At 50.3% G+C, this 18843-nt stretch carries 23 protein-coding genes; 8 read left to right on the top strand and 15 right to left on the bottom strand.

What is annotated here, in order from left to right:
* Positions 1-324 precede the first annotated feature (324 nt).
* Positions 325-594: a hypothetical protein gene (locus PsAD46_RS20940; protein ID WP_063291688.1), complete on the bottom strand. Its 270-nt coding sequence runs from the start codon at positions 592-594 to the stop codon at positions 325-327.
* A gap of 304 nt (positions 595-898) precedes the next feature.
* Positions 899-1066, bottom strand: a complete 168-nt coding sequence (locus PsAD46_RS28685; RefSeq protein WP_244272073.1) for a hypothetical protein — start codon at positions 1064-1066, stop codon at positions 899-901.
* On the opposite strand from PsAD46_RS28685, the gene PsAD46_RS20945 reads away from it, so the two are divergent.
* From PsAD46_RS20945 to PsAD46_RS28455, 4 genes are all read left to right on the top strand, one after another.
* Positions 1002-1361: a DUF2147 domain-containing protein gene (locus PsAD46_RS20945; RefSeq protein WP_244271769.1), complete on the top strand. Its 360-nt coding sequence runs from the start codon at positions 1002-1004 to the stop codon at positions 1359-1361. The genes PsAD46_RS28685 and PsAD46_RS20945 overlap by 65 nt on opposite strands.
* 100 nt (positions 1362-1461) lie before the next feature.
* Positions 1462-1902, top strand: a complete 441-nt coding sequence (locus tag PsAD46_RS20950) for a DUF2147 domain-containing protein (protein WP_063291690.1) — start codon at positions 1462-1464, stop codon at positions 1900-1902.
* A 259-nt stretch (positions 1903-2161) separates the two neighbouring features.
* On the top strand, positions 2162-2584 hold the full coding sequence (locus tag PsAD46_RS28450; protein ID WP_208981961.1) for a hypothetical protein: 423 nt from the start codon (positions 2162-2164) through the stop codon (positions 2582-2584).
* Positions 2585-2660: 76 nt separating this feature from the next.
* Positions 2661-2798, top strand: coding sequence for a hypothetical protein (locus PsAD46_RS28455; protein ID WP_208981962.1), 138 nt, complete (start codon positions 2661-2663; stop codon positions 2796-2798).
* Between the two features lie 86 nt (positions 2799-2884).
* On the opposite strand, the gene PsAD46_RS20960 is transcribed toward PsAD46_RS28455, so the two are convergent.
* The 7 genes from PsAD46_RS20960 to PsAD46_RS20990 all read right to left on the bottom strand — a co-directional run bounded on the left by PsAD46_RS20960 (position 2885) and on the right by PsAD46_RS20990 (position 10207).
* Complete coding sequence (locus tag PsAD46_RS20960) at positions 2885-3427, bottom strand: TlpA disulfide reductase family protein (protein WP_208980809.1); 543 nt, start codon at positions 3425-3427, stop codon at positions 2885-2887.
* A gap of 213 nt (positions 3428-3640) precedes the next feature.
* Entirely contained in the window at positions 3641-4354 is a 714-nt protein-coding gene (locus tag PsAD46_RS20965; RefSeq protein ID WP_063307800.1) for a glutathione S-transferase N-terminal domain-containing protein, read from the bottom strand.
* A gap of 126 nt (positions 4355-4480) precedes the next feature.
* A complete protein-coding gene (locus tag PsAD46_RS20970) occupies positions 4481-4933 on the bottom strand; it encodes a GNAT family N-acetyltransferase (protein WP_063307801.1) in 453 nt (150 codons plus the stop codon).
* 18 nt (positions 4934-4951) lie between these two features.
* Positions 4952-6511, bottom strand: a complete 1560-nt coding sequence (locus tag PsAD46_RS20975; protein WP_063307829.1) for a glycosyltransferase family 39 protein — start codon at positions 6509-6511, stop codon at positions 4952-4954.
* A gap of 124 nt (positions 6512-6635) precedes the next feature.
* Positions 6636-8387 (bottom strand): glucans biosynthesis glucosyltransferase MdoH, encoded by a 1752-nt coding sequence (mdoH, locus tag PsAD46_RS20980; RefSeq protein ID WP_063307802.1) that lies wholly within the window; start codon positions 8385-8387, stop codon positions 6636-6638.
* A gap of 3 nt (positions 8388-8390) precedes the next feature.
* The gene (locus PsAD46_RS20985) at positions 8391-8594 is read right to left on the bottom strand and encodes a hypothetical protein (protein WP_063297864.1); all 204 of its coding nucleotides are present in this window, start codon (positions 8592-8594) and stop codon (positions 8391-8393) included.
* Positions 8595-8599: 5 nt separating this feature from the next.
* Positions 8600-10207, bottom strand: a complete 1608-nt coding sequence (locus tag PsAD46_RS20990; protein ID WP_063307803.1) for a glucan biosynthesis protein — start codon at positions 10205-10207, stop codon at positions 8600-8602.
* Positions 10208-10739: 532 nt separating this feature from the next.
* Here PsAD46_RS20990 and PsAD46_RS20995 point away from each other — a divergent pair.
* A complete protein-coding gene (locus PsAD46_RS20995) occupies positions 10740-11591 on the top strand; it encodes a Gfo/Idh/MocA family oxidoreductase (RefSeq protein WP_208981963.1) in 852 nt (283 codons plus the stop codon).
* Positions 11592-11594: 3 nt separating this feature from the next.
* Complete coding sequence (locus PsAD46_RS28460; RefSeq protein WP_208981964.1) at positions 11595-11855, top strand: hypothetical protein; 261 nt, start codon at positions 11595-11597, stop codon at positions 11853-11855.
* 66 nt (positions 11856-11921) lie between these two features.
* Here the strand turns inward: PsAD46_RS28460 and gatB are convergent, their stop codons facing one another.
* The 3 genes from gatB to PsAD46_RS21010 all read right to left on the bottom strand — a co-directional run bounded on the left by gatB (position 11922) and on the right by PsAD46_RS21010 (position 14750).
* Positions 11922-13409: an Asp-tRNA(Asn)/Glu-tRNA(Gln) amidotransferase subunit GatB gene (gene gatB / locus PsAD46_RS21000; RefSeq protein ID WP_063300673.1), complete on the bottom strand. Its 1488-nt coding sequence runs from the start codon at positions 13407-13409 to the stop codon at positions 11922-11924.
* Positions 13410-13642: 233 nt separating this feature from the next.
* Positions 13643-13939, bottom strand: coding sequence for a hypothetical protein (locus PsAD46_RS21005; RefSeq protein ID WP_057463341.1), 297 nt, complete (start codon positions 13937-13939; stop codon positions 13643-13645).
* Between the two features lie 64 nt (positions 13940-14003).
* Entirely contained in the window at positions 14004-14750 is a 747-nt protein-coding gene (locus PsAD46_RS21010) for a hypothetical protein (RefSeq protein WP_063291696.1), read from the bottom strand.
* 425 nt (positions 14751-15175) lie between these two features.
* On the opposite strand from PsAD46_RS21010, the gene PsAD46_RS21015 reads away from it, so the two are divergent.
* Positions 15176-15433 (top strand): YjhX family toxin, encoded by a 258-nt coding sequence (locus PsAD46_RS21015; protein WP_054667435.1) that lies wholly within the window; start codon positions 15176-15178, stop codon positions 15431-15433.
* Positions 15434-15493: 60 nt separating this feature from the next.
* Here PsAD46_RS21015 and PsAD46_RS21020 read toward each other — a convergent pair whose 3' ends face one another.
* Positions 15494-16312 carry an alpha/beta hydrolase gene (locus PsAD46_RS21020; RefSeq protein WP_063307804.1) on the bottom strand — a complete coding sequence of 273 codons (819 nt, stop codon included), beginning with the start codon at positions 16310-16312 and terminating at the stop codon, positions 15494-15496.
* A gap of 36 nt (positions 16313-16348) precedes the next feature.
* Here PsAD46_RS21020 and PsAD46_RS21025 point away from each other — a divergent pair, with 36 nt between their 5' ends.
* Positions 16349-16672: a metalloregulator ArsR/SmtB family transcription factor gene (locus tag PsAD46_RS21025; RefSeq protein ID WP_057463343.1), complete on the top strand. Its 324-nt coding sequence runs from the start codon at positions 16349-16351 to the stop codon at positions 16670-16672.
* Between the two features lie 102 nt (positions 16673-16774).
* Here PsAD46_RS21025 and PsAD46_RS27980 read toward each other — a convergent pair whose 3' ends face one another.
* Positions 16775-17170, bottom strand: a complete 396-nt coding sequence (locus PsAD46_RS27980; protein ID WP_153040800.1) for a hypothetical protein — start codon at positions 17168-17170, stop codon at positions 16775-16777.
* A 121-nt stretch (positions 17171-17291) separates the two neighbouring features.
* Positions 17292-18812, bottom strand: coding sequence for a multicopper oxidase family protein (locus PsAD46_RS21030; protein WP_063307805.1), 1521 nt, complete (start codon positions 18810-18812; stop codon positions 17292-17294).
* Positions 18813-18843: the final 31 nt, after the last annotated feature.

The raw sequence follows: 18843 nt of genomic DNA on the forward strand, positions 1-18843 counted from the left end.
GGAGAACATTACAGGAATAGACCAAGATCAAAACAAGCTACACTATCAAAGCCAACACCAGACAACCCGACTATCGGTAAAACCCGAGTTCTTTGATAATCGAATAATGAACTTATTGAGTAGATCGCGCTCTGCTGCGAACATCGCAAAACCAACGCGAAAAACAGGTTCTTAACTTTAGGTGTTGGAGACACTCATACGTTGTCTGTTCAAAAACAACTCTCGGTCAAACCAGTGTCCCCGGCTCTATCTTGGCAGAGGATTCCCAAAGCCTCGGATCATAAGCTTGCCGCATACCAATCGCGACAAGCTGTAGAATTCATATCAGTGTACAGAAAGCCAGTCTCTAGCCGCGCGTTGTGCCTCAGCAATCTCTATATTCGACATTTCCTGAGATACCTCACGACGATATCTTACTGCCTGCGTGCTACCTCGCATCGCTGCAAGGTTAAACCACTTATGGGCTTCGATCAGATCGCAAGCACCGGCTTTTCCAGATGCCGCATCCAGACCACGCCGTAACAGAGACTCTACTTCGCATAGGTTTTGCTTCACATGCCGATGAATTACGCCATCAAACTGCAACACAGTCATTAAATCTCTCTCCTAAACACAGTGAACTCGTGTGGATTTGCTCGTAATTTTTCATGAGATAAGAGGAAGCCGACGCCTCCCCGAAATCTAATTGACGTCGCGGACTATTAGATTTTGACACTCTAAAAAGGCGGTTAAAAACCATGATTGAAACGAAAAAAGCTGCTTTAAAGTCAAAAATTACGCAGTTCTGACACGCTGTAAACCAAGGGATATCGCACTGATTGAATTGGTGGGTTGTGCGAATCGAAATCAATGAGAGCTTGTCCAGTCCTCTGTTTGATTGCCTTGCACATTCCCAGCTTTACGATAAGGTAAAGCCATTATTAGCAAGCTTCAGTGTTTTGGGAGGAACCATGAAAGCACCCTTATTGAAATCATCCTCGGCAGCGATACTTTCAATTGGCTTGGCCACATCAGCCCTTGCCGCTGATGCAACCGGCACCTGGCTGAGGGCAAACGGAACCGCCAAGATTAAGATCTCCAAGTGCGGGGGGAATCTTTGCGGCAACATTGTTTGGTTAAAAAAACCACGTAAGGATACAGAGAACCCGGATCCCAAGCTCCGCGATCGGTCCTTAATTGGCTCAAGAACCATTCTTGGTATGAAACCCAGCGGAAAAAACAGCTGGAAGGGCAAGGTTTACAATGCGGAAGATGGCAAAACATACTCCGGCAAAATGGAACTGGTTTCCAGCGATAAATTGAAACTTGAGGGTTGCGTGCTGATCTTCTGTAAAGGCGACACCTGGACCCGTACAAAGTAAATTTACCTTAAGCCCAGAGGCAGCAAGCCGAAACTGGCCTGTTATGATAGCTAGTCACCTGCTCCTGAGATTGAGCAGGTGATCAAGCAAGCTGGTTGGCATGGTCCGTTCTGGTTTCATCTTTGGCTTTATTTTTCTCTCAACTTCATTGGTGACAACAGCCAAAGGCTCTGACCTGCACGGTTTGTGGCGAACAACCAAGGGTGCAATTATCAGTATCTCACAATGTGGTTCGACCATGTGTGGGCAGCTTCAGTCCTTCAAACCACCCGACGGTAAACGTCAGCAAGATATTCTGGACCTCCGAAATCACGATACGACCAAACGGGAGCGCAAAGTCCTTGGATTAAAGGTACTCTGGAATATAAAGGCAGCTGGAGAAAACAAATGGCACGCAGAAGGCTATGATCCTCGGCGTGGATACGAAATTGCTATCAATATTCACCTGTTGCCCAGTGGCCTTCTAAAAATGACAGGCTGCAAAAAGATCCTCCTGAATTTTTGTGAAAATGTGATCTGGCAACGCCCTAAACTCAAATAATAAAATCAATCCTGCTGCTTGCCACCCCCTGCGATGAAACATCTTAAAGAGCTGCCTTATTAGGACAACCCCAACAAATTGAAACATATCTCGTTGCATTACTTTCCGGATCATTTTCGGCTTTATGCTATCGGCTACAGCTCAGGCACTCTGGATACTCGCTTCGAAGGCTAAATTGAACTCGAAGACGCTCAGGAAGACGCACAACAATTATCGCAATTTGCTAAGGTTGAAGTGCTAAGGATGAGTCTGTAGTTTTATGATCAGCAACAAAAATCCCGACGACTTAATTCCGCCTCACAGGTTGGAACAGGTGTTCAAAATAGCTTTCCAACTTCTTTTGGAAAAAGGTCGACAAGCTGCAAGCATCGACGCAGTTGCTGAAGCAGCACAGATTGCTCCTGACTTATTGCGCCAAAGATTTGAGGGGGAACGGGATCTCATCGCCCCGGCTATGCGCTGGTACTTCATGCGATTTAGCCAGCAAGTTAGCTCAAGCTCCGCGATGTACGCTGATATTTATTCCTGCATGTACCTGATGCTGACTGATTTTGCAGAGCTATGCGAGGAGCAAAACCGTACCGAAGGTAGCCTTTACTGGTCCACCATTGGCGAGATTGGTCGGCTTGATCCGGAGCTGGGATCAAGATTACCTCGCATTGCGTTTCCAATGGGCAGCTGAGATCCGGCGGCGCCTGGTAAAGTTTGAAAGCGATCTGCAAGCACCAGAGGACATAGACCATCTGGTGCATTATTTTATGATGGCTTTTGAAGGGATCATCCAGATGGTCAAGTTCGAAACTCCACTGGATCAGATTTTCCCTGCAATCGACATCACCATGGAAGCTCTTTCAACTCGTATGAAAAAGAGCCCAAACTTGCCCGGACTTAAGTAGTCCGGCAAGAGGGCTCTCATGTATCAAAGGATAATCAACTTTCCCTGGGTTCCAAGTTCGAAACTGCAGAAAGCCGGAAAACAGACTCAGTTACCAGAGGCGATCGTACCTTTGCCTTGAAGGTGGCCAATAAAGGTCTCTTTGATCTGTGGGGCATCCCATTCAAGAGATCCCGGAATTCCGCCAAGCACATCCCCGTTTTCATCGATAAAGAGCGTGTAAGGCATCGCCGCAACCTGAAATGCGGTTCCAACCGCCTGCATATCAACGGCTTGATAGCTGGTGAAGCGCTCCAGTTCCAAACGATCTTGAAGGAAACTTTGGATGCGGCCATACGGAACATCTTCCAATGCTACGACAACAAATTGACCATCCAGACCTTGCGCCTTCAACTCATCTTCAAACCGTTCCATTGCTGGCAGTTCAACACGGCAGTTCGGGCACCATGTTGCCCAGAAATGCAAAATAGCAGGTCCTTTGGTGAAAGCATCGCGCAGTGTTTTAGTACCTGCCTCGTCTTTCACTTCAAGACTGTACTTAGGGTCTTCAAAAGAAGCGGCTGAGACAGGCGAGGCAAACGCCCAAACAGCCAGAATAAGAGAGGTCAGGAAGAATTTATGAGCCCGCATAGTTCCAAGGTCCATTCGCAAGTGATTTCTATTTATCATTCTGCGTGAGCCTAGGTTTGCAAGGCCTCCGGTTCAAATCAACTTAAAGTGCCGTAGGCGTGATGAATACTTAGCACGGCAACAAACAGATATCGAGGGAGACAATCACCGCTACATGCATCTGTCAGGACAAACATATGGAAGCCTGCCGGAAGTATCGATTATGTCGTCAAGTTATGACCCACGTTGATTAAACAGAACGGATTGAGCCTGCTTGTCCTCTGCAATGTTTGAGGTTTCAGCTTCAGCCGTACCCACTTTAAGCCCTCGCACAACTGCAGAGCGAGCCAACAATCGTTCACGCCAGGCTTTTACATGCGGAAACTCTTCCAAATCCATTCCTTGCCGTTCCCAACGATGCGACCAGCCAAATATAGCCATATCCGCAATCGTGTACTCCCCAGCAGCAACGTAAGCCCGATCAGCAAGCCGTTTATTAAGCACTCCATACAACCGATGCGTTTCATTGAAGTAACGGGTCATGGCATATTCAATTTTTTCCGGCGCATAGACACGAAAATGGTGGTTCTGGCCAAGCATGGGGCCAAACCCGCCCATTTGCCACATCAACCATTCTTCCGTTTCAACACGAGCGCGTTCTTTTGATGGATAAAACTGGTTAAATTTCCGCCCCAGATACTGCATGATAGCACCTGACTCAAAAATAGAGATCGGCTCGCCGCCCGGCCCTTCAGGATCAACAATTGCAGGCATCCGGTTGTTTGGCGCTATCTTGAGAAAGTCTGGCTCAAACTGCTCACCGCGTCCTATATTTACCAGCTTCAAGTCATAGGGAACGCCAAGTTCCTCCAACATGATGGAAATTTTCCAACCATTCGGTGTTGGCCAATAATAAAGTTCAATCGGCTTGGTCTGCGATACGGCCATTTGATCACCTGTGAGAAAACAATTGGATTGCGAGGATGGAGGAGCGTTTCATGCGCCCTGTTCGAGGGTACAAGTTATTCCAGAACCCTGCAGCGAGAAAGTTCCGGCTTTTATGCCAGTTAACACTTAGAAAATCAGCTTGAAGCCTTCGTGCGTCGGCACAAATCCATTACTGGCATAGAAGCGATGTGCACCATCGCGTTCTTTGTTTGAGGTCAATTGCACCATACAGCAGCCTTCATCGCGTGCCAACTTGATCGCATGGGCAAGCATCTCCTGACCAACCCCTTGGCCACGCATGTCAGCGCGAGTGTGCATGCTTTCAATTTGACCGCGTGGTTTACCGTTGAAGGCGAGGCCCTTCACGTAGGTTAGCTGAAAAGTTGCAACCGCCTCGCCGGCTTCTGTCTCGCCCACATAAATATCAGTATTAGGGCATTGCTGGATTGCACGAAACGCAGGCTTGTATGTGTCAGTCGCACCGTTTTCCAAATGAATCCGCTGCGAGGATGCACCCCCATTCATCATCTGAACCACAGCTTCAAGGTCTTCGTCTCTGGCAACGCGTATCTTCAGCATCAAAACACCCAATATGAGTTAGCGGCAAATTTCAGAATCGCGGTCAATCTTCGCGACGCCGAATGTGGTTTTACGAAAGTTATCCTTCTTCCACAAATGAGGCCAACTCACATCTATCCGATTTGAATGTAAAGTATCTTCGCGAACAGGTGCTTTGCCGGGTCCAAAACCACCGCTGGTCAACGCTGCCTTCAGACCGCGTTGCGCGCCGTTGTCTCCCATGTCCCAGACAACAAAGCAGTTTTGCCGTTGCTGAGTGCTAGGTTGGAAGCTTTGGATGATATGTCGCGCATCTGGCAGAGTAACCCTCAGGTTTCCGCCAGTGTATTCATCCAGCGAAACGATCGTCGCTTGTTCTGCCTCAGGGAACTGAGCCTTGAGCTGCTTGCCCAGGTCCTCATAGGGCTTCATGTGCCGGCAGTAACCACCACACATCCTTTTGTCCGGGGCGAGAAATCCGGAGATGCGGATGCCCAGCACCACAAGAACCAGCAGGGCCAGCACACTGCTGTAGATCTTCACCGATCTCGGTGAATAGCGCCGCTGGGAAATGAGAGTGAACATCACGATGGGCAGTAAGAGCAGCACCGGGTGCATATGCCGTTCCTTGATGTATTGTGCCCCGCTGACCAACACGCCCACAAACGCCAGCACCAGAGAAACAACCAGTGCTCGTTGAAGCAGTCTACCGACCAGTCGAACGTCAGGATCTGAAGCCTTCGCTCTTTCGCCGCGAAACAGGGCGGGGAAAAACAGCAGCAACACCAGCGGCAAGAACGGCACGGAAAACCCGAGCACACTCACCAGCAATCGCAGCTCACCCGTCACAACGCGGGCAAGTCCGCCCCCCTGCTCTCCCTCGCGCATCACAGTCAACGCGGAACCGACAAGGGCCTGTTCGCCAGTCATGACCCAGTAAAGATAGGGCGAGTACGCTACTGCCGCGATCACACCGGCAACGATCAACATTGGAAGCCGCACTTGCCTGCGCCAATGCCGATCACTGAGTGCTGCCAGAAAAACAGCAGCCGGCACCAGCACGTAAGAGTGCTTGGAAAGCATTCCAAACCCAACTGCGAGCCCCAAACACACAGCCGCAGTCACCGTCTTCTCCCTCAAAAGCCAGAGGAAGCAGTAAACCGTTGCCGCAGAAGCCGCCATCAGCACGGCAGTATGCGTCACCCCCTCATGCAGGTTGAAGCCAATCTGATAGAGCGCCACATAGGAAAACACGGCAAGCGCAGCCAGTTTTGCATTGGCAATCGCCTGCCGGGCAACAGCGTAAAGGAACAGCGCAAAACACAACACCAGTGCGTACTTGAGAACCAGAAAGCTCCAGATCGTCGGCCCGAAGATCTTCTGAACCCCATAAAGCATCCACTCATAAAGCGGAGGTTGCCGCACCTGGTAGCCAAGCTTCAACTCCTGCACAAACACGTTTTCAAACATGTCATCCGTGCTGAGTGTAGGAGAGAAATAACCGCGCAAAACCAGATGCAGAAGCAAGTATCCTGCAATCAGAACAAAGACGCCTGCGGGACGCCACCAAAATCGGGTTGAAACTGTCTCTTCCGGCATCACTGCATCCCCATCAGAGGCTTGGACCGAAAGCTTAAATCGGAGAGACACCAGCAGATATAAGAAGGGCCACATCCCAGCGGTTCAGCTGGTGGATGTGGCCCTCAAAGCACAAATTAGCCGTCTATACCCTGAGATCTGCGGAGTATTTTTCCACATGAGCGAGCAATTGCGCGGCTCCCTCCTGATCAGAGGAAAGCACAAAGCCCAAACGTTCAGCGGCCCGGCTGCCCACATTGTAAGAGCTTGCCCAGATGATGAACGGCGCCAGCAACATCGGTAAAGCAACCGGCATCACCCAAAGCCAGAGAGAGGCTTCGCCAATCCAGCTCAATCCCATAGCCATCGCACCAATCACACTCACCCACCAGACAGATTTGAGGCAGTCCAGCAAAGGCAAGCGACCCGCATCGCGGTGCGCATTAGTCCAGCCACTGTCCCGGCCCATCAGAACCTCAAAGACAGAACGGCACTGAAACACCATCAACACCGGCGCGAATACAGCAGAGCTGATCAGCTCCACAAGCCCGCCTAGTATACCTTTGCGGGAGGTGTTTTCGACACCCAGAAATACTTCTTTCAAAACAACAAGTGTTTTCGGCAGCACCAGCAAGGCAGCCACGCCAAAGAGCAAAGCAGCCCCTTCATAAGCCGCACTCATCGGAATGTGGCCAAGAACCGGAAGGTGGTTCTGGAAGGTATAGGCCTGCAGCACAGGAAGATCCAAAGGCGCAAACAAACTTGCCAGAAGAAACGCAGCCCAAACCGGAGAGCTCAGATAAGACATTATGCCAAGTATCAGAGAGAACCGACCCCAAGGCTTCAGAGCACGAGCCCCAACCACACGGGAATGCTGCAAGTTGCCCTGACACCAACGCCGATCACGCGCGGCATACCCTAAAATATTCTCAGGCGCAGCTTCATAGGAGCCAGTAATCCGTGGATCACACTCTACCTGCCAGCCCGCACGCGCCAACAGCACAGATTCAACACTGTCGTGGCTCAATATGTGCCCGCCAAATGCCGCGGTGTCATCCAACTCCGGCAAACCACAGCTGGAGGCAAATGCACGTGTGCGAATAATCGCGTTGTGCCCCCAAAATGGCCCGCATTCGCCCTGCATCGCAGCAAGGCCAAAAGCAAAGGACCGGCCAAACATGCCAGAAGCAAACATGATACTGCGGCCAAAATAGCTTTTCAGACCAACAAGCATCGGCACGGTCTGCAACAGCCCAAGGTTGGGCTCGGCTTCCATGCGTCCAACCATGTGCACCAATGTGTCGGCACGCATCAGACTGTCAGCATCCAGCACCACAATGTAACGGTAGGCACCACCACACCGCTGCACAAACTCGGCAACATTGCCTGCTTTGCGGCCATGGTTGTCAGTCCGGCGACGATAAAAAATCTTCTGTTCCGGATAGCGGGCAACCAACTGGCGCACCACTTGCTCTTCCACTGCCGCAATCTCTTCATCACGACTGTCAGAAAGCACATGCCAGTGAAACAGGTGTGTTGCATTGTTAGCGCGCAGATCATCCATCATCGCAGCAAGACGAGCGGCAACGACCAGCGCATCTTCATGATAGATCGGCATGAGGATTGCGGTGCCAGCAGCAGGCAAAGATCGCGGATCAGCCTCAAGAGGTTGAACAGAGCGACCATAAAGCAAACCCAGCAGAACGGTCGCTCCACCCCAGGAAAGCCAGAGGGTGCTGACAAACAGCAGCACAATCCGAACAACCTCATAGATATTAAGATAGTCAGCACTCAAGGCTGCATAAAACAGCCCTGTAAAGCTGAGGGACAACGCCAGACAGAAGACGAAAGCCGCAGTCCGGCGGTGCCCTACCCCGTCGCGAAACGGCTTATCCATGGATTACCGCTCCGAAAAGGTAGAGATGGCTTTTTGCAAGCGCGTCCGTTTGGAAGGAAGCGCAGAGTAGCTGCGCCCAAACCGCATGCGACGCCAGATCAGAACAAGCCAGCTATCATCTGCAGAAAGATCCTGCACTGGCATGGCAAGCGGTGCAACTGGACCGCTGCTCAAGTCAACATTTGTCGAAAATAGATTAGATGTCATAGGCCTCATGAGCTCCACCCCCACTGGTAAAGCCATTCTTCGGAAACTGCTTTTTCGCCATCAGTCAGCTGAAGGCGCAACTCAACCGGGACTTCAATGTCATCGCGGGAAACATCCAGAAACACACGATAAACACCCAGCTCTTCAATGTAGCGAACGTCAGCAAAGTTTACTGTGCCGTTTAAAGCAGCGTTTTCAATAAATGGTTTTGCGCGTACAAGCTGCTCCCCATCCAATCCGCTCTCAGCAAACAACTCAGCATCAAAGTCCACTACAAACTTACGGGTCAGCGAGCTCTCTTCAGAAGCCGAATGCCCGGCTTTGCCAGAACGGGTCTGGACCACAGGCATCAGCATCTGCTCAGTACGACCAACTTCATCACCCCAATACATCTTGTAGTGGAATGAGAGTTCATCACCCGCTTTCACCGCTTCATTCGGAGACCAGAAGGCAACAACATTGTCGTTGATTTCCTGATCTGTTGGAATTTCTGCAAGCATGACGGCACCAGAACCCCAATCACCAAGAGGCTCAATCCAAAGGCTTGGACGCTTGTCGTAGCGAGCTTCAAGGTCCTGATAATTCTCAAGATCTTTGTCACGCTGCATCAGGCCAAACCCAGCTGGACTTCTGGCACCAATAAAGGAAAGCTGCAGATTATCCGGGTTGGAAAGTGGCCGCCACGCGGTCTTGCCATTGGCAAAGCGCAGCTTCAGCCCATCACTGTCATGCACTTCTGGTCTGAAATCATCAAACCCGACACGGTCATTCTCACCGTAAAGATACATGGAAGTCAGGGGTGCAATGCCAAGCCGCTCCACATCATTGCGGAAAAACAGATGTGCAGTCACATCAACTTCTGTTTGCTGGCCTGGCTTAAAGACAAACTGATAGGCTCCGGTCACACTCGGGCTATCAAGTTCAGCCCAAACCGTCACCTTGTCAGAGCCATCTACTGGCTTGCCAAGATAAAACGCAGTGAAGTTCGGAAACTCCTCCGGCTTACCGCTGGCTGTGTCAATGGCAAGCGCACGTGCGGACAGGCCATAAACATTGCCCGCGCCCAAAGCACGGAAATAGCTGGCGCCCAGAAACGCCACCAATTCATCCATCCGCCCTTCCACATTGAGTGGATTTAGCAAGCGGAATCCGGCAACACCGGGAAAAGAAACATCGCTCAGCGATGCGGTCAGCTCCGCATCCTGATAGTCAAAGTCAGCAGCTTCAAACACGAATGGTTGAGCAGCGCCCTCGCTTACCTCATGAATTTTCAGAGGATTTTTAAACAACCAGCCCGGATGGAAGGCATGAACCCGAAAGTTCTCGGTGTCCTTCCACTTGCTACGGTCACGTTTATAGCCAATTTTCCGATAGCCATCGTACTTCAAGGCCGCCAGTGCTTCCGGCAGTTCGCTGGTTGGTTCAACATAGGCGTCTTGCGCCTGTGCCTTCATCTTTGCCACGAGTGCGCCAAAGGTGAATGGCACCTGAGATTGAGAGCTTTCGCTTGCAGCAGTCACTGAAGAAGAAGCAAAAGCCCCAAGTCCAACACTGGAGCAAATGACGCCTAATACAGCGATATTGGAAAGAAAACTACTTCGTTGATTAAGCAACGAGACGCCCCCAAGGTTTCAAATACAACAAAGTGCAGTGTTCGCATACACTGCGCAACTATAAGTTCTAGCAGAGCTTAGACCCCAGACCAGACAAGTCTCCATAACGCCCGATCACCTGAAGTTTATCGTAGCGTAATAAGGCGGAGATATGGTCGTGGCTAGGCAGAGCGATGATGATTCACAGCGAAAATTAACCCTGTGAAACATCTCTAAGCTATTAGGATTACTGAGATATTAGGGGTCACTCATTCAAGAGACACGTTTTCACCACGCTCTAACCCCAAACCCACCAAAAGCAATCGCCTCTGTTCGTCAACTTCTTTACACGCACCCGCAGAACCAATCTGAACCCAGCTGGGGACGCGCACTCAAAATGAGATGATATCCAGTCAACTTTTCTTGGGGTCGATGCCTCTCCCTAGTCCCTTTGAAGGGATCAAGCAACCGAACATTTCCAATTCTTATCGGTTTCCCTGATTAGTTTTTAAGCCCCCCGACATACCCTCCCTCATCTATAAAAGGACGCCCTATGGAAATTGGCATTGGCCTGATCGGTGCAGGGTATATGGGAAAACTGCACGCCGTCGCATTCAACGCAGCCCCCGCAGTGTTCAACACCAAACTCCGTGCCCGACTTGAGATGATCTGCACCACCACAGATAACGGCGCTCAGGAGAAGGCCGAACAATTCGGCTTTGCCAGATCCACCAGTGACTGGAGCACATTGGTCAACGATCCGCGGGTTGAAGCCATAGTCATTGCCAGCCCACAAACCACTCATCGGGAAATCGCTCTGGAAGCTTTCAAACTGGGAAAGCCCGTGCTCTGCGAAAAACCATTGGGCGCGAGCCTTGCAGACGCAACCGAAATGGCACAGGCAGCGCAAGCCTCAGAGCAAGTCAATCTGGTGGGATTCAACTACATCCGCACACCCGCAACACAACTGGCCCATCAGCTCATCAAAGAAGGTGTAATCGGAGACATCACTTTCTTTCGCGGAGAACATACCGAGGATTTTTTCGCAAACCCCAATGCCCCAGCCACATGGCGCTCCAGCGGAGACTCCAACGGCACTATGGGAGACCTCGCCCCTCACATGATCAACTGCGCCCATGTTCTGGTTGGCCCAATCAGGAAAGTCAGTGCACAGATTGAGACCGTTTTCAAAACACGCCCGTCAGAATGCGCACCAAACATCGTCGAGCAAGTCACCAATGATGATGTGGCTCAGTTCATGTGCACTTTTGAAAACGGAGCGACAGGTCACCTCCTCTTCAGCCGTGTCGCACTGGGCAAGAAGATGGGCATTATCTACGAGATCACCGGCACCAAAGGCGCACTGCGGTTTGATCAGGAAGACCAGAACGCCCTCTGGCTTTAAAAAATGGAAGATGAACCAGAGCAATCCGGCTTCAGAAAGATCCTGACCAATCCTCACCATCCGGATTATGCAGCCTTCTGCCTCGGTCCCGGTCACGGAACCGGCTATCAGGATCAGCTGATCATCGAGGCTCGTGACTTTCTGGAAGCCATTGCGACAGGAACCACGGATTGGCCAGTCTTCAAAGACGGCCTCGAAGTTGCAAAAGTTGTCGATGCTGCCCGCCGCTCTCACAAATCAGGAGGGTGGGTTGAGGTGACCTAGCCTCACCAAGAAAAAAGGCCCACCAAACTGGCAGGCCTTCGAATTCTATAAAGCTGTAAGAACGACTTACTCGAGGCCGATCTTCGCTTTCAGCATGTCAGACACAGCCTGCGGGTTTGCTTTACCCTTGGAGGCTTTCATCACCTGACCAACGAACCAGCCAAGCATGCCCGGCTTTTCTTTCGCCTGCTCTGCTTTGTCGGTGTTGTTTGCAAGGATTTCGTCCACGATGCCTTCAATCGCACCAAGGTCAGTCACCTGCTTCATGCCACGATCTTCTACGATCTGCGCTGGATCACCACCCTCAGTCCAGACGATCTCGAAGAGATCTTTCGCGATCTTACCAGAAATGGTGCCTGCTTTGATCAGATCAATGATCTTGCCCAGCTGCTCAGAAGAGATCGGGCTGGAGGTCACATCCAGACCTTCTTTATTCAAGCGGCCAAAGGTGTCGTTGATCACCCAGTTCGCAGCCAGCTTCGCATCACGGCCCTTCGCAACTTCCTCAAAGAAGTCACAGGAGACACGCTCAGCAACTAAAATGTCAGCGTCATATGGGGTCAGACCGAAGTCTTTAATGTAACGCGCCTTCTTCTCATCCGGCAGTTCCGGAAGGTCCGCAGCCATCTCATCAACCAGCGCCTGAGTGAACTCAAGCGGCAGCAGATCTGGATCCGGGAAGTAACGGTAATCATGCGCTTCTTCTTTAGAACGCATGGAACGGGTCTCACCCTTCACGCTGTCAAACAGGCGTGTTTCCTGATCGATCTCGCCGCCATCTTCCAAGATGCCGATCTGACGACGCGCTTCATATTCAATCGCCTGACCAACAAAACGGATGGAGTTCACGTTCTTGATCTCACAACGCGTACCAAACTCACCACCCGGCTTGCGAACAGAAACGTTCACATCAGCACGCATGGAACCCTGGTCCATGTTGCCGTCACAGGTGCCCAGGTAGCGCAAAATGGTGCGCAGCTTGGTCAGGTAAGCCTTGGCTTCATCAGCACAGCGAATGTCTGGCTTGGAAACGATTTCCATCAGCGCCACACCGGAACGGTTCAGGTCAACAAATGACATGGTCGGGTGCTGGTCATGCAGGGACTTACCGGCATCCTGCTCGAGATGCAGACGCTCAACGCCCACTTCAACCTGCTCACCGCTCTTCATATCAAGGTGAATGATACCTTCACCAACGATCGGCTGTTTAAACTGGGAGATCTGATAGCCCTGCGGCAGATCAGGGTAGAAGTAGTTCTTGCGATCAAAAACGGACTTCAGATTGATCTCGGCCTTCAGACCCAAACCGGTCTTAATAGCCTGACGAACACATTCTTCGTTGATCACTGGCAGCATGCCCGGCATCGCCGCATCAACCAAGCTCACATTATTATTCGGATCGCTGCCAAAGCTGGTAGAAGCGCCCGAGAAAAGTTTGGCTTCAGAGGTCACCTGAGCGTGAACCTCCATGCCGATTACGATTTCCCAGTCGCCAGTTGCGCCCTTGATGAATTTCTTCGGATCCGGAGTGCGCGTATCGACAAGCAGCGTCATGCGATCAATATCCTGTGTTCGTATAAGTCTTCACGGAAGTCCGGCCACGCGATGCACAGCCACGAAGACCACCTAATTTCTCAATGGTGTTGGGTAGGCCATCAACCCCGCAATGGCAAGTGAATCTTCGGGGGTTTTTGAACCAGAGTGCCTAAATTTCGGGGAGAAGCTTGTAGAAAGTCGCGCAGAAGCATCTGGAGCTTGACCCACGCTGAACAACAATCCCTCAGCACTCACTTTGCGCGGCGACGACTTGCCCCGATTTTCATAGCAATAGCACTTACAATCAGCCCCGTCGCAAAGCGGAACGGGAACAACGCCAGCGGCCCCACTTCAGGGTTCCACGGCAAAGGTATCCCAACAAGCTTGATAAGCCCTTCAAGAAACAGGCTGAGCGCAGCTGCAGCAAATCCTGCAATAAAGATCTTCCCCCGCTGATTGGCGTAGTAGCCCATATAGGCGGCGATCAATATGGCAAACGGATTCAAAAGCCCCGGCCACAGCAGGATTACAGAGATATCGTCTGTCATTAAAGTCTAAATGTCCCATCAGTACATGACTAATAATTGTTAGGTGTTAACTTGTATTTCCCAATCAACGACAACCGAGAATACTTAGAAATTTTGTTCTCCGTTTCTTAATTGAATTCATTAACTTTTTGATGAGCTTGCTACTTTTCCCCCCTTGAAAGGGATCATCCACATGAGCGTCCCAACCAATATGTTTGCAAGAACCAGGATCAAGAAAAGCAATTTTAAGGCCATCTTGCTTCATTCGGATACTAATACCGGCTTCCGTTTCATACTGCACATAAGGGCCATATTGTTCCCACAAGCTACGTCTCAGCAAAGAAGGATTGAAAGTGAAGGCTCCCCATTTAGCATGACGCTCAACAGGATGGCACCCAAACTTAATACCATCGACTTCATTAATCTGAAAATTCTTTACTTGATTTTCACTTAAGTCAGAGAACTGACGAACACATACGACACTTATGCTGCTATCGCTTTCAAGAATTTTTTTGCAGGCTGAAATAATTTCAACATCCTCAAATAACCAATCATCTTCGCCATGAAAGATATAAGGAGTTCTTACCTCTTGATACATTGTATCGACCGAACGAAGATGTCCCAGCTTTGGAGCATTCATGAACACTTTGAACTGAGGATAGTTTTCTTGAAGCCACTCTCTCACTGCTTGAGAATTAGCGTCTTCAGTCAAGAACGCATCTGCAAAGAACTGCACATGTCTGGGCATAAAACTGTCTAAAGTCTCTCTTAACAGATCTAGTCGGCCACAGCTTGTAATGCATAGCGTAACATCAGGATCACTAGGGCTCATTTACATTCCTTTGAATTTCATATTCTTATTTCCTCTCCTTATACAGTTCTATATTCAATATGTGAAATCTTGCAGATATCATCCCCTCACATATCCAGCATAATCTTCGCGTTCACTGATTGTGATAAATATTCCAAATTACACCGTAAAAACAATAATATACCAACAAATAAACTCAGAGTTTTTTCGTCACCAATTTCTTAATGGAGCTATTACAATACTCTTCAACTAGAAAACAATTGTCTTCAGAGCACAAGCAAACTACGTAAAGGCAGCCATCAATCAATGGAGTTTTGATGCGAGCTCGACAAGAGTCCCGGTAAAGCCCTGTCGAAGATAGACAGGGCATGCACAATCCAAACAATCTCGCTGACCGCATGAGCGGGCAGACGAGACAAGTGCATCTTTAAAACTCAAAGACATCCATGGATATTTCGAAAGCTGAACAGCGCATTTTGCATGTGCTGGCACAAGGCGGCTGCATTGAATTGCGCCGTGACGACGATGGCACTCTGGAAGAAATGAACTGCGTCACCCGGGACGGCTGGTATTATGCCGGTCTTTCCGAGCACATCTTCAGAAAACTGAAGTACAGACGCCTGATCTCCTCAAAAGGAGGCCGCCCTTATCGCATCACCAAACTGGGCCTGACCCGCGTCCGCAGCCAGCTCGACAATCGCTGACCAACACCACCCTGCAGCACCATGCTGCGGGGTGGTTTTCAATCAAGCAAAGCTTGGATGTCATCTACCCAAATTCTGCTTCAAAACCGCAGCTACAATAGCCTCAGGGCAATCTTCCTGAACCAAATGACCTGCTTGAGGAACTGGAATACAATCTTCCCCGGAAATCAGACCAGCCAAAACCTCCCCCTTCTCATAGGGGATCCACTCATCACACGCCCCCCAAAGTACCGAGACCGGGCAATCCAGAGCCCCATAACTCCCCTGTACTTCATCAGTGTATTTCTGGTCCATCTGGGCAATCTGACGATAAAATGCTGGTTGCCCAACGGGTCCAATCCAAGGAGCGGCATAAATCTCCAAAGCCTCCTCGGAAAGCTCGCTATAAGCAGCCGTCTGCAAATAAGCCCGTAACATCGCTTTATGCATATACTCCGGCATCCCAGCAAAGGCCTCAGCATGTTCGCGCACATGTTGCACCAACGGCGATCCCCATGGAGCCAAAGCAACCGCATCAAATATCGTCAGAGAACCGTAACGCAGACCATTCAGATAATAGGCCCGCAGAGCTGTCGCGCCTCCAAAATCATGAGCCAGAACATCAGGTCGATCTAACTCCCATTCCTGAAACAACGCAGCCAGCACCTCATTTTGAACCCCGAGGGAAACATCCTGCCCTTCGCGTTTTTCAGAGTGCCCGTAACCCACCAGATCAAAGTAGTAGACCCTCCTGTGATCGAAGAAATGCGGCACAATCCTGCGCCAGACCTGCGAAGAAAAAGGTGTGCCGTGGATGGCAACCAGTGGCGGTCCATCCCCCATCGTTCCCCAGCAAACAGCGTTTCCGTTAATAACCGAGGTGTTTGGAAGTTCCAGCATAGCACGACTCACATTGACATTTAGCTAAATGACTATATGAATATTTACATGGATAGAGCAATACAAATTAAAGCCATCTCCAGTGAGCCTCGTTTAATGGTCCTGCGCCTTCTGAGAGACCCACAAAAACACTTCAGCCATCAGCAATCAGCTGATCCTTCTGAGTTTGGAGTTTGCATGACTTTGATTGCAGAGGCGCTTGGCGTTGCCCAACCCACGGCCAGCAGGCATCTGGATATTTTAAAACAAGCTGGCTTTATAACTGCACAGAAGCATTTGAAATGGTCCTACTGCAAACGCAACGAACCTGAAATCAAAGAGTTTTTGCATTGGCTCAACATAGAAATCTCGCCAAACTAGATCATCTGATGCTCAAATCTCACATTTACTCAATACTGGGAAAAAACGCATAGCATCATGAGACCTCGCAGCAGCGTTCTGCGAGGTCGATTAGCACGAGCATCAGTTACAGGTCGTGTAAAAGAACCTTCGATCCCGGTCCTCGCGATATGAATAGACATGACAGGTCGTTTGATATCGCCCTCGATCCCATAATTCGACAGTCACATGGGTAGCCGGAGGGCGTCCGCCACGATGCCAAACACCACTCTCATCACGCAGGAGCAAGTACAGACCATCAGTCCCTGCCGGATTCTGGTAAGCACGCTGGATATCGCGATCAGATGATTCACTCAGCACCTGCCGAACAGTTGGCCCTGTAAAACTTGAGCGCGAGTCCAAAGTTCTATTACCTACAAGGGTATCAGGCTCATCTGCCCAATAAACGTCAGCCTGAGCACTCGGCAGACCAACACTCAACGCCAGTAAACAGACACCCATAAATTTTCTGATTTTCATTGTTTTTTCCTTTCCCCGAAACTTCGGGCAAAAGGAAGACGCAGCAGCCCCCTTTCTACGCAGCTAAATCCGGCTACAGCGTAAAATACATCTGAAGCAGTATCCCTGAAAAATCGTAGATCTACCGCAGCATCTCACGCTCACCAACAACGTAGCGCACGGGCTGCATCATCCCGACAGCCAAGTGCCAGATGTTGTGACAGTGATAGGCCCACATGCCGGGGTTGTTGGCCAGAAATTCGATGGTCACCGTCTGCTTCTTAGGCACCCAAACCGTATCCATCACTGGCGCATAGTCGTCATCAGGACCACCAAGTACGCGGAATGTATGGCCGTGAAGGTGCATGGGATGAGACATGGGAGACCGATTGATCATCCGCAACTGAACCACTTCACCCTGTTTCACATCCAGATACGTCTTTTGCGGATCAGGCCCCGCATAGGGCTCAGGCCAGTAGTGATTGTTCATCATCCACTCATAGGCCTTCATATCTCCAGAAAGCAGCACATCATAAACACGATCAACTTTTCGGCCAAACCCTGATGCCTCAAGCGACTTCAGGCTTCTGAAATCAACAGTAACCCCATCAAAGGAAGGCCGCTTGTCATTCACACTGGCCTTCACATCATCGGTATGGATTACACCCAGACATTGCTTATCATCACCAAGCGCGGCAGCATGGATTGTGTAACTACCACTGTCCGGCACATCCACCAGCACATCATAACGGGCTGATGTCGGGACAATCACATTCTGCCCCTCAACAGGCTGCATACGGTTGCCATCAACTTCAATGACTGAGAGCTTCAGTCCATCAATAGAAATTCTGAAGAAGGTGCTGCCGGACGAGTTGATCAACCGCAGCCGCAAACGCGCTCCTTTTTTGACAGTCAACGTCCACGGTTTGGAGTTGGGTTGTCCATTCAGGGTGTAACCAGCATTCACAACATCAATATCAAAGTCTTTGGACTTGGGAGGCTCATAAGCATCTTTGATCTCGGGCCGATGCCTGCCACTACGCAAGCCTTTGATGATCTCTCCACCTTCGGCTGGTGGGATGTCGCTAAACATCAGCACTTCATCATGATCATAGGAATATGGATTGTCTTTAGGATCAATAATGAGAGCTCCCAGAAGACCATACTGCTCCTGCAATCCAAGATGGGAGTGGTAATAATAGCTCCCCTGTTGAACCAGCGGAAACTCGTAATACTGAGAGGTTCCCGCTTCAATGGGCAACTGCGCAATTTCGGGGACACCGTCCTGTAAAGACGGCAACAGGATTCCATGCCAGTGAATGCAGGTGGGCTGTTTCATCCGGTTATTGATGAGCACCCGGAACATATCCCCTTCCGTATATCGGATAGGAGTACCCGGCCATGTGCCACCAACAAGCATGCCTTTGAGATCGACACCATACTGAGAGTAAGGTTTCTCATCCACGTCCAGCGTAAAATCCGGCTTAGCAACACCCGCGCCAAGGAGTGACTGCGCGCAAGCTGTTTCCTGTGGGACAGAAGCAGGAGGCAAAACAGGTTGAGATTGCTGTGCGCCAGCACTGCCGGAAATGAATGTAGCTGCACCTGCGGCAAGCCCGCCGCTTGCGCTGGTTTTCACAAAGTCTCGACGGCTCAGCTTCATAAGCGCACCTGCTCTTCCAGACGAAAAGAGC

The sequence above is a fragment of the Pseudovibrio sp. Ad46 genome, assembly GCF_001623065.1.
Classification (GTDB): domain Bacteria; phylum Pseudomonadota; class Alphaproteobacteria; order Rhizobiales; family Stappiaceae; genus Pseudovibrio.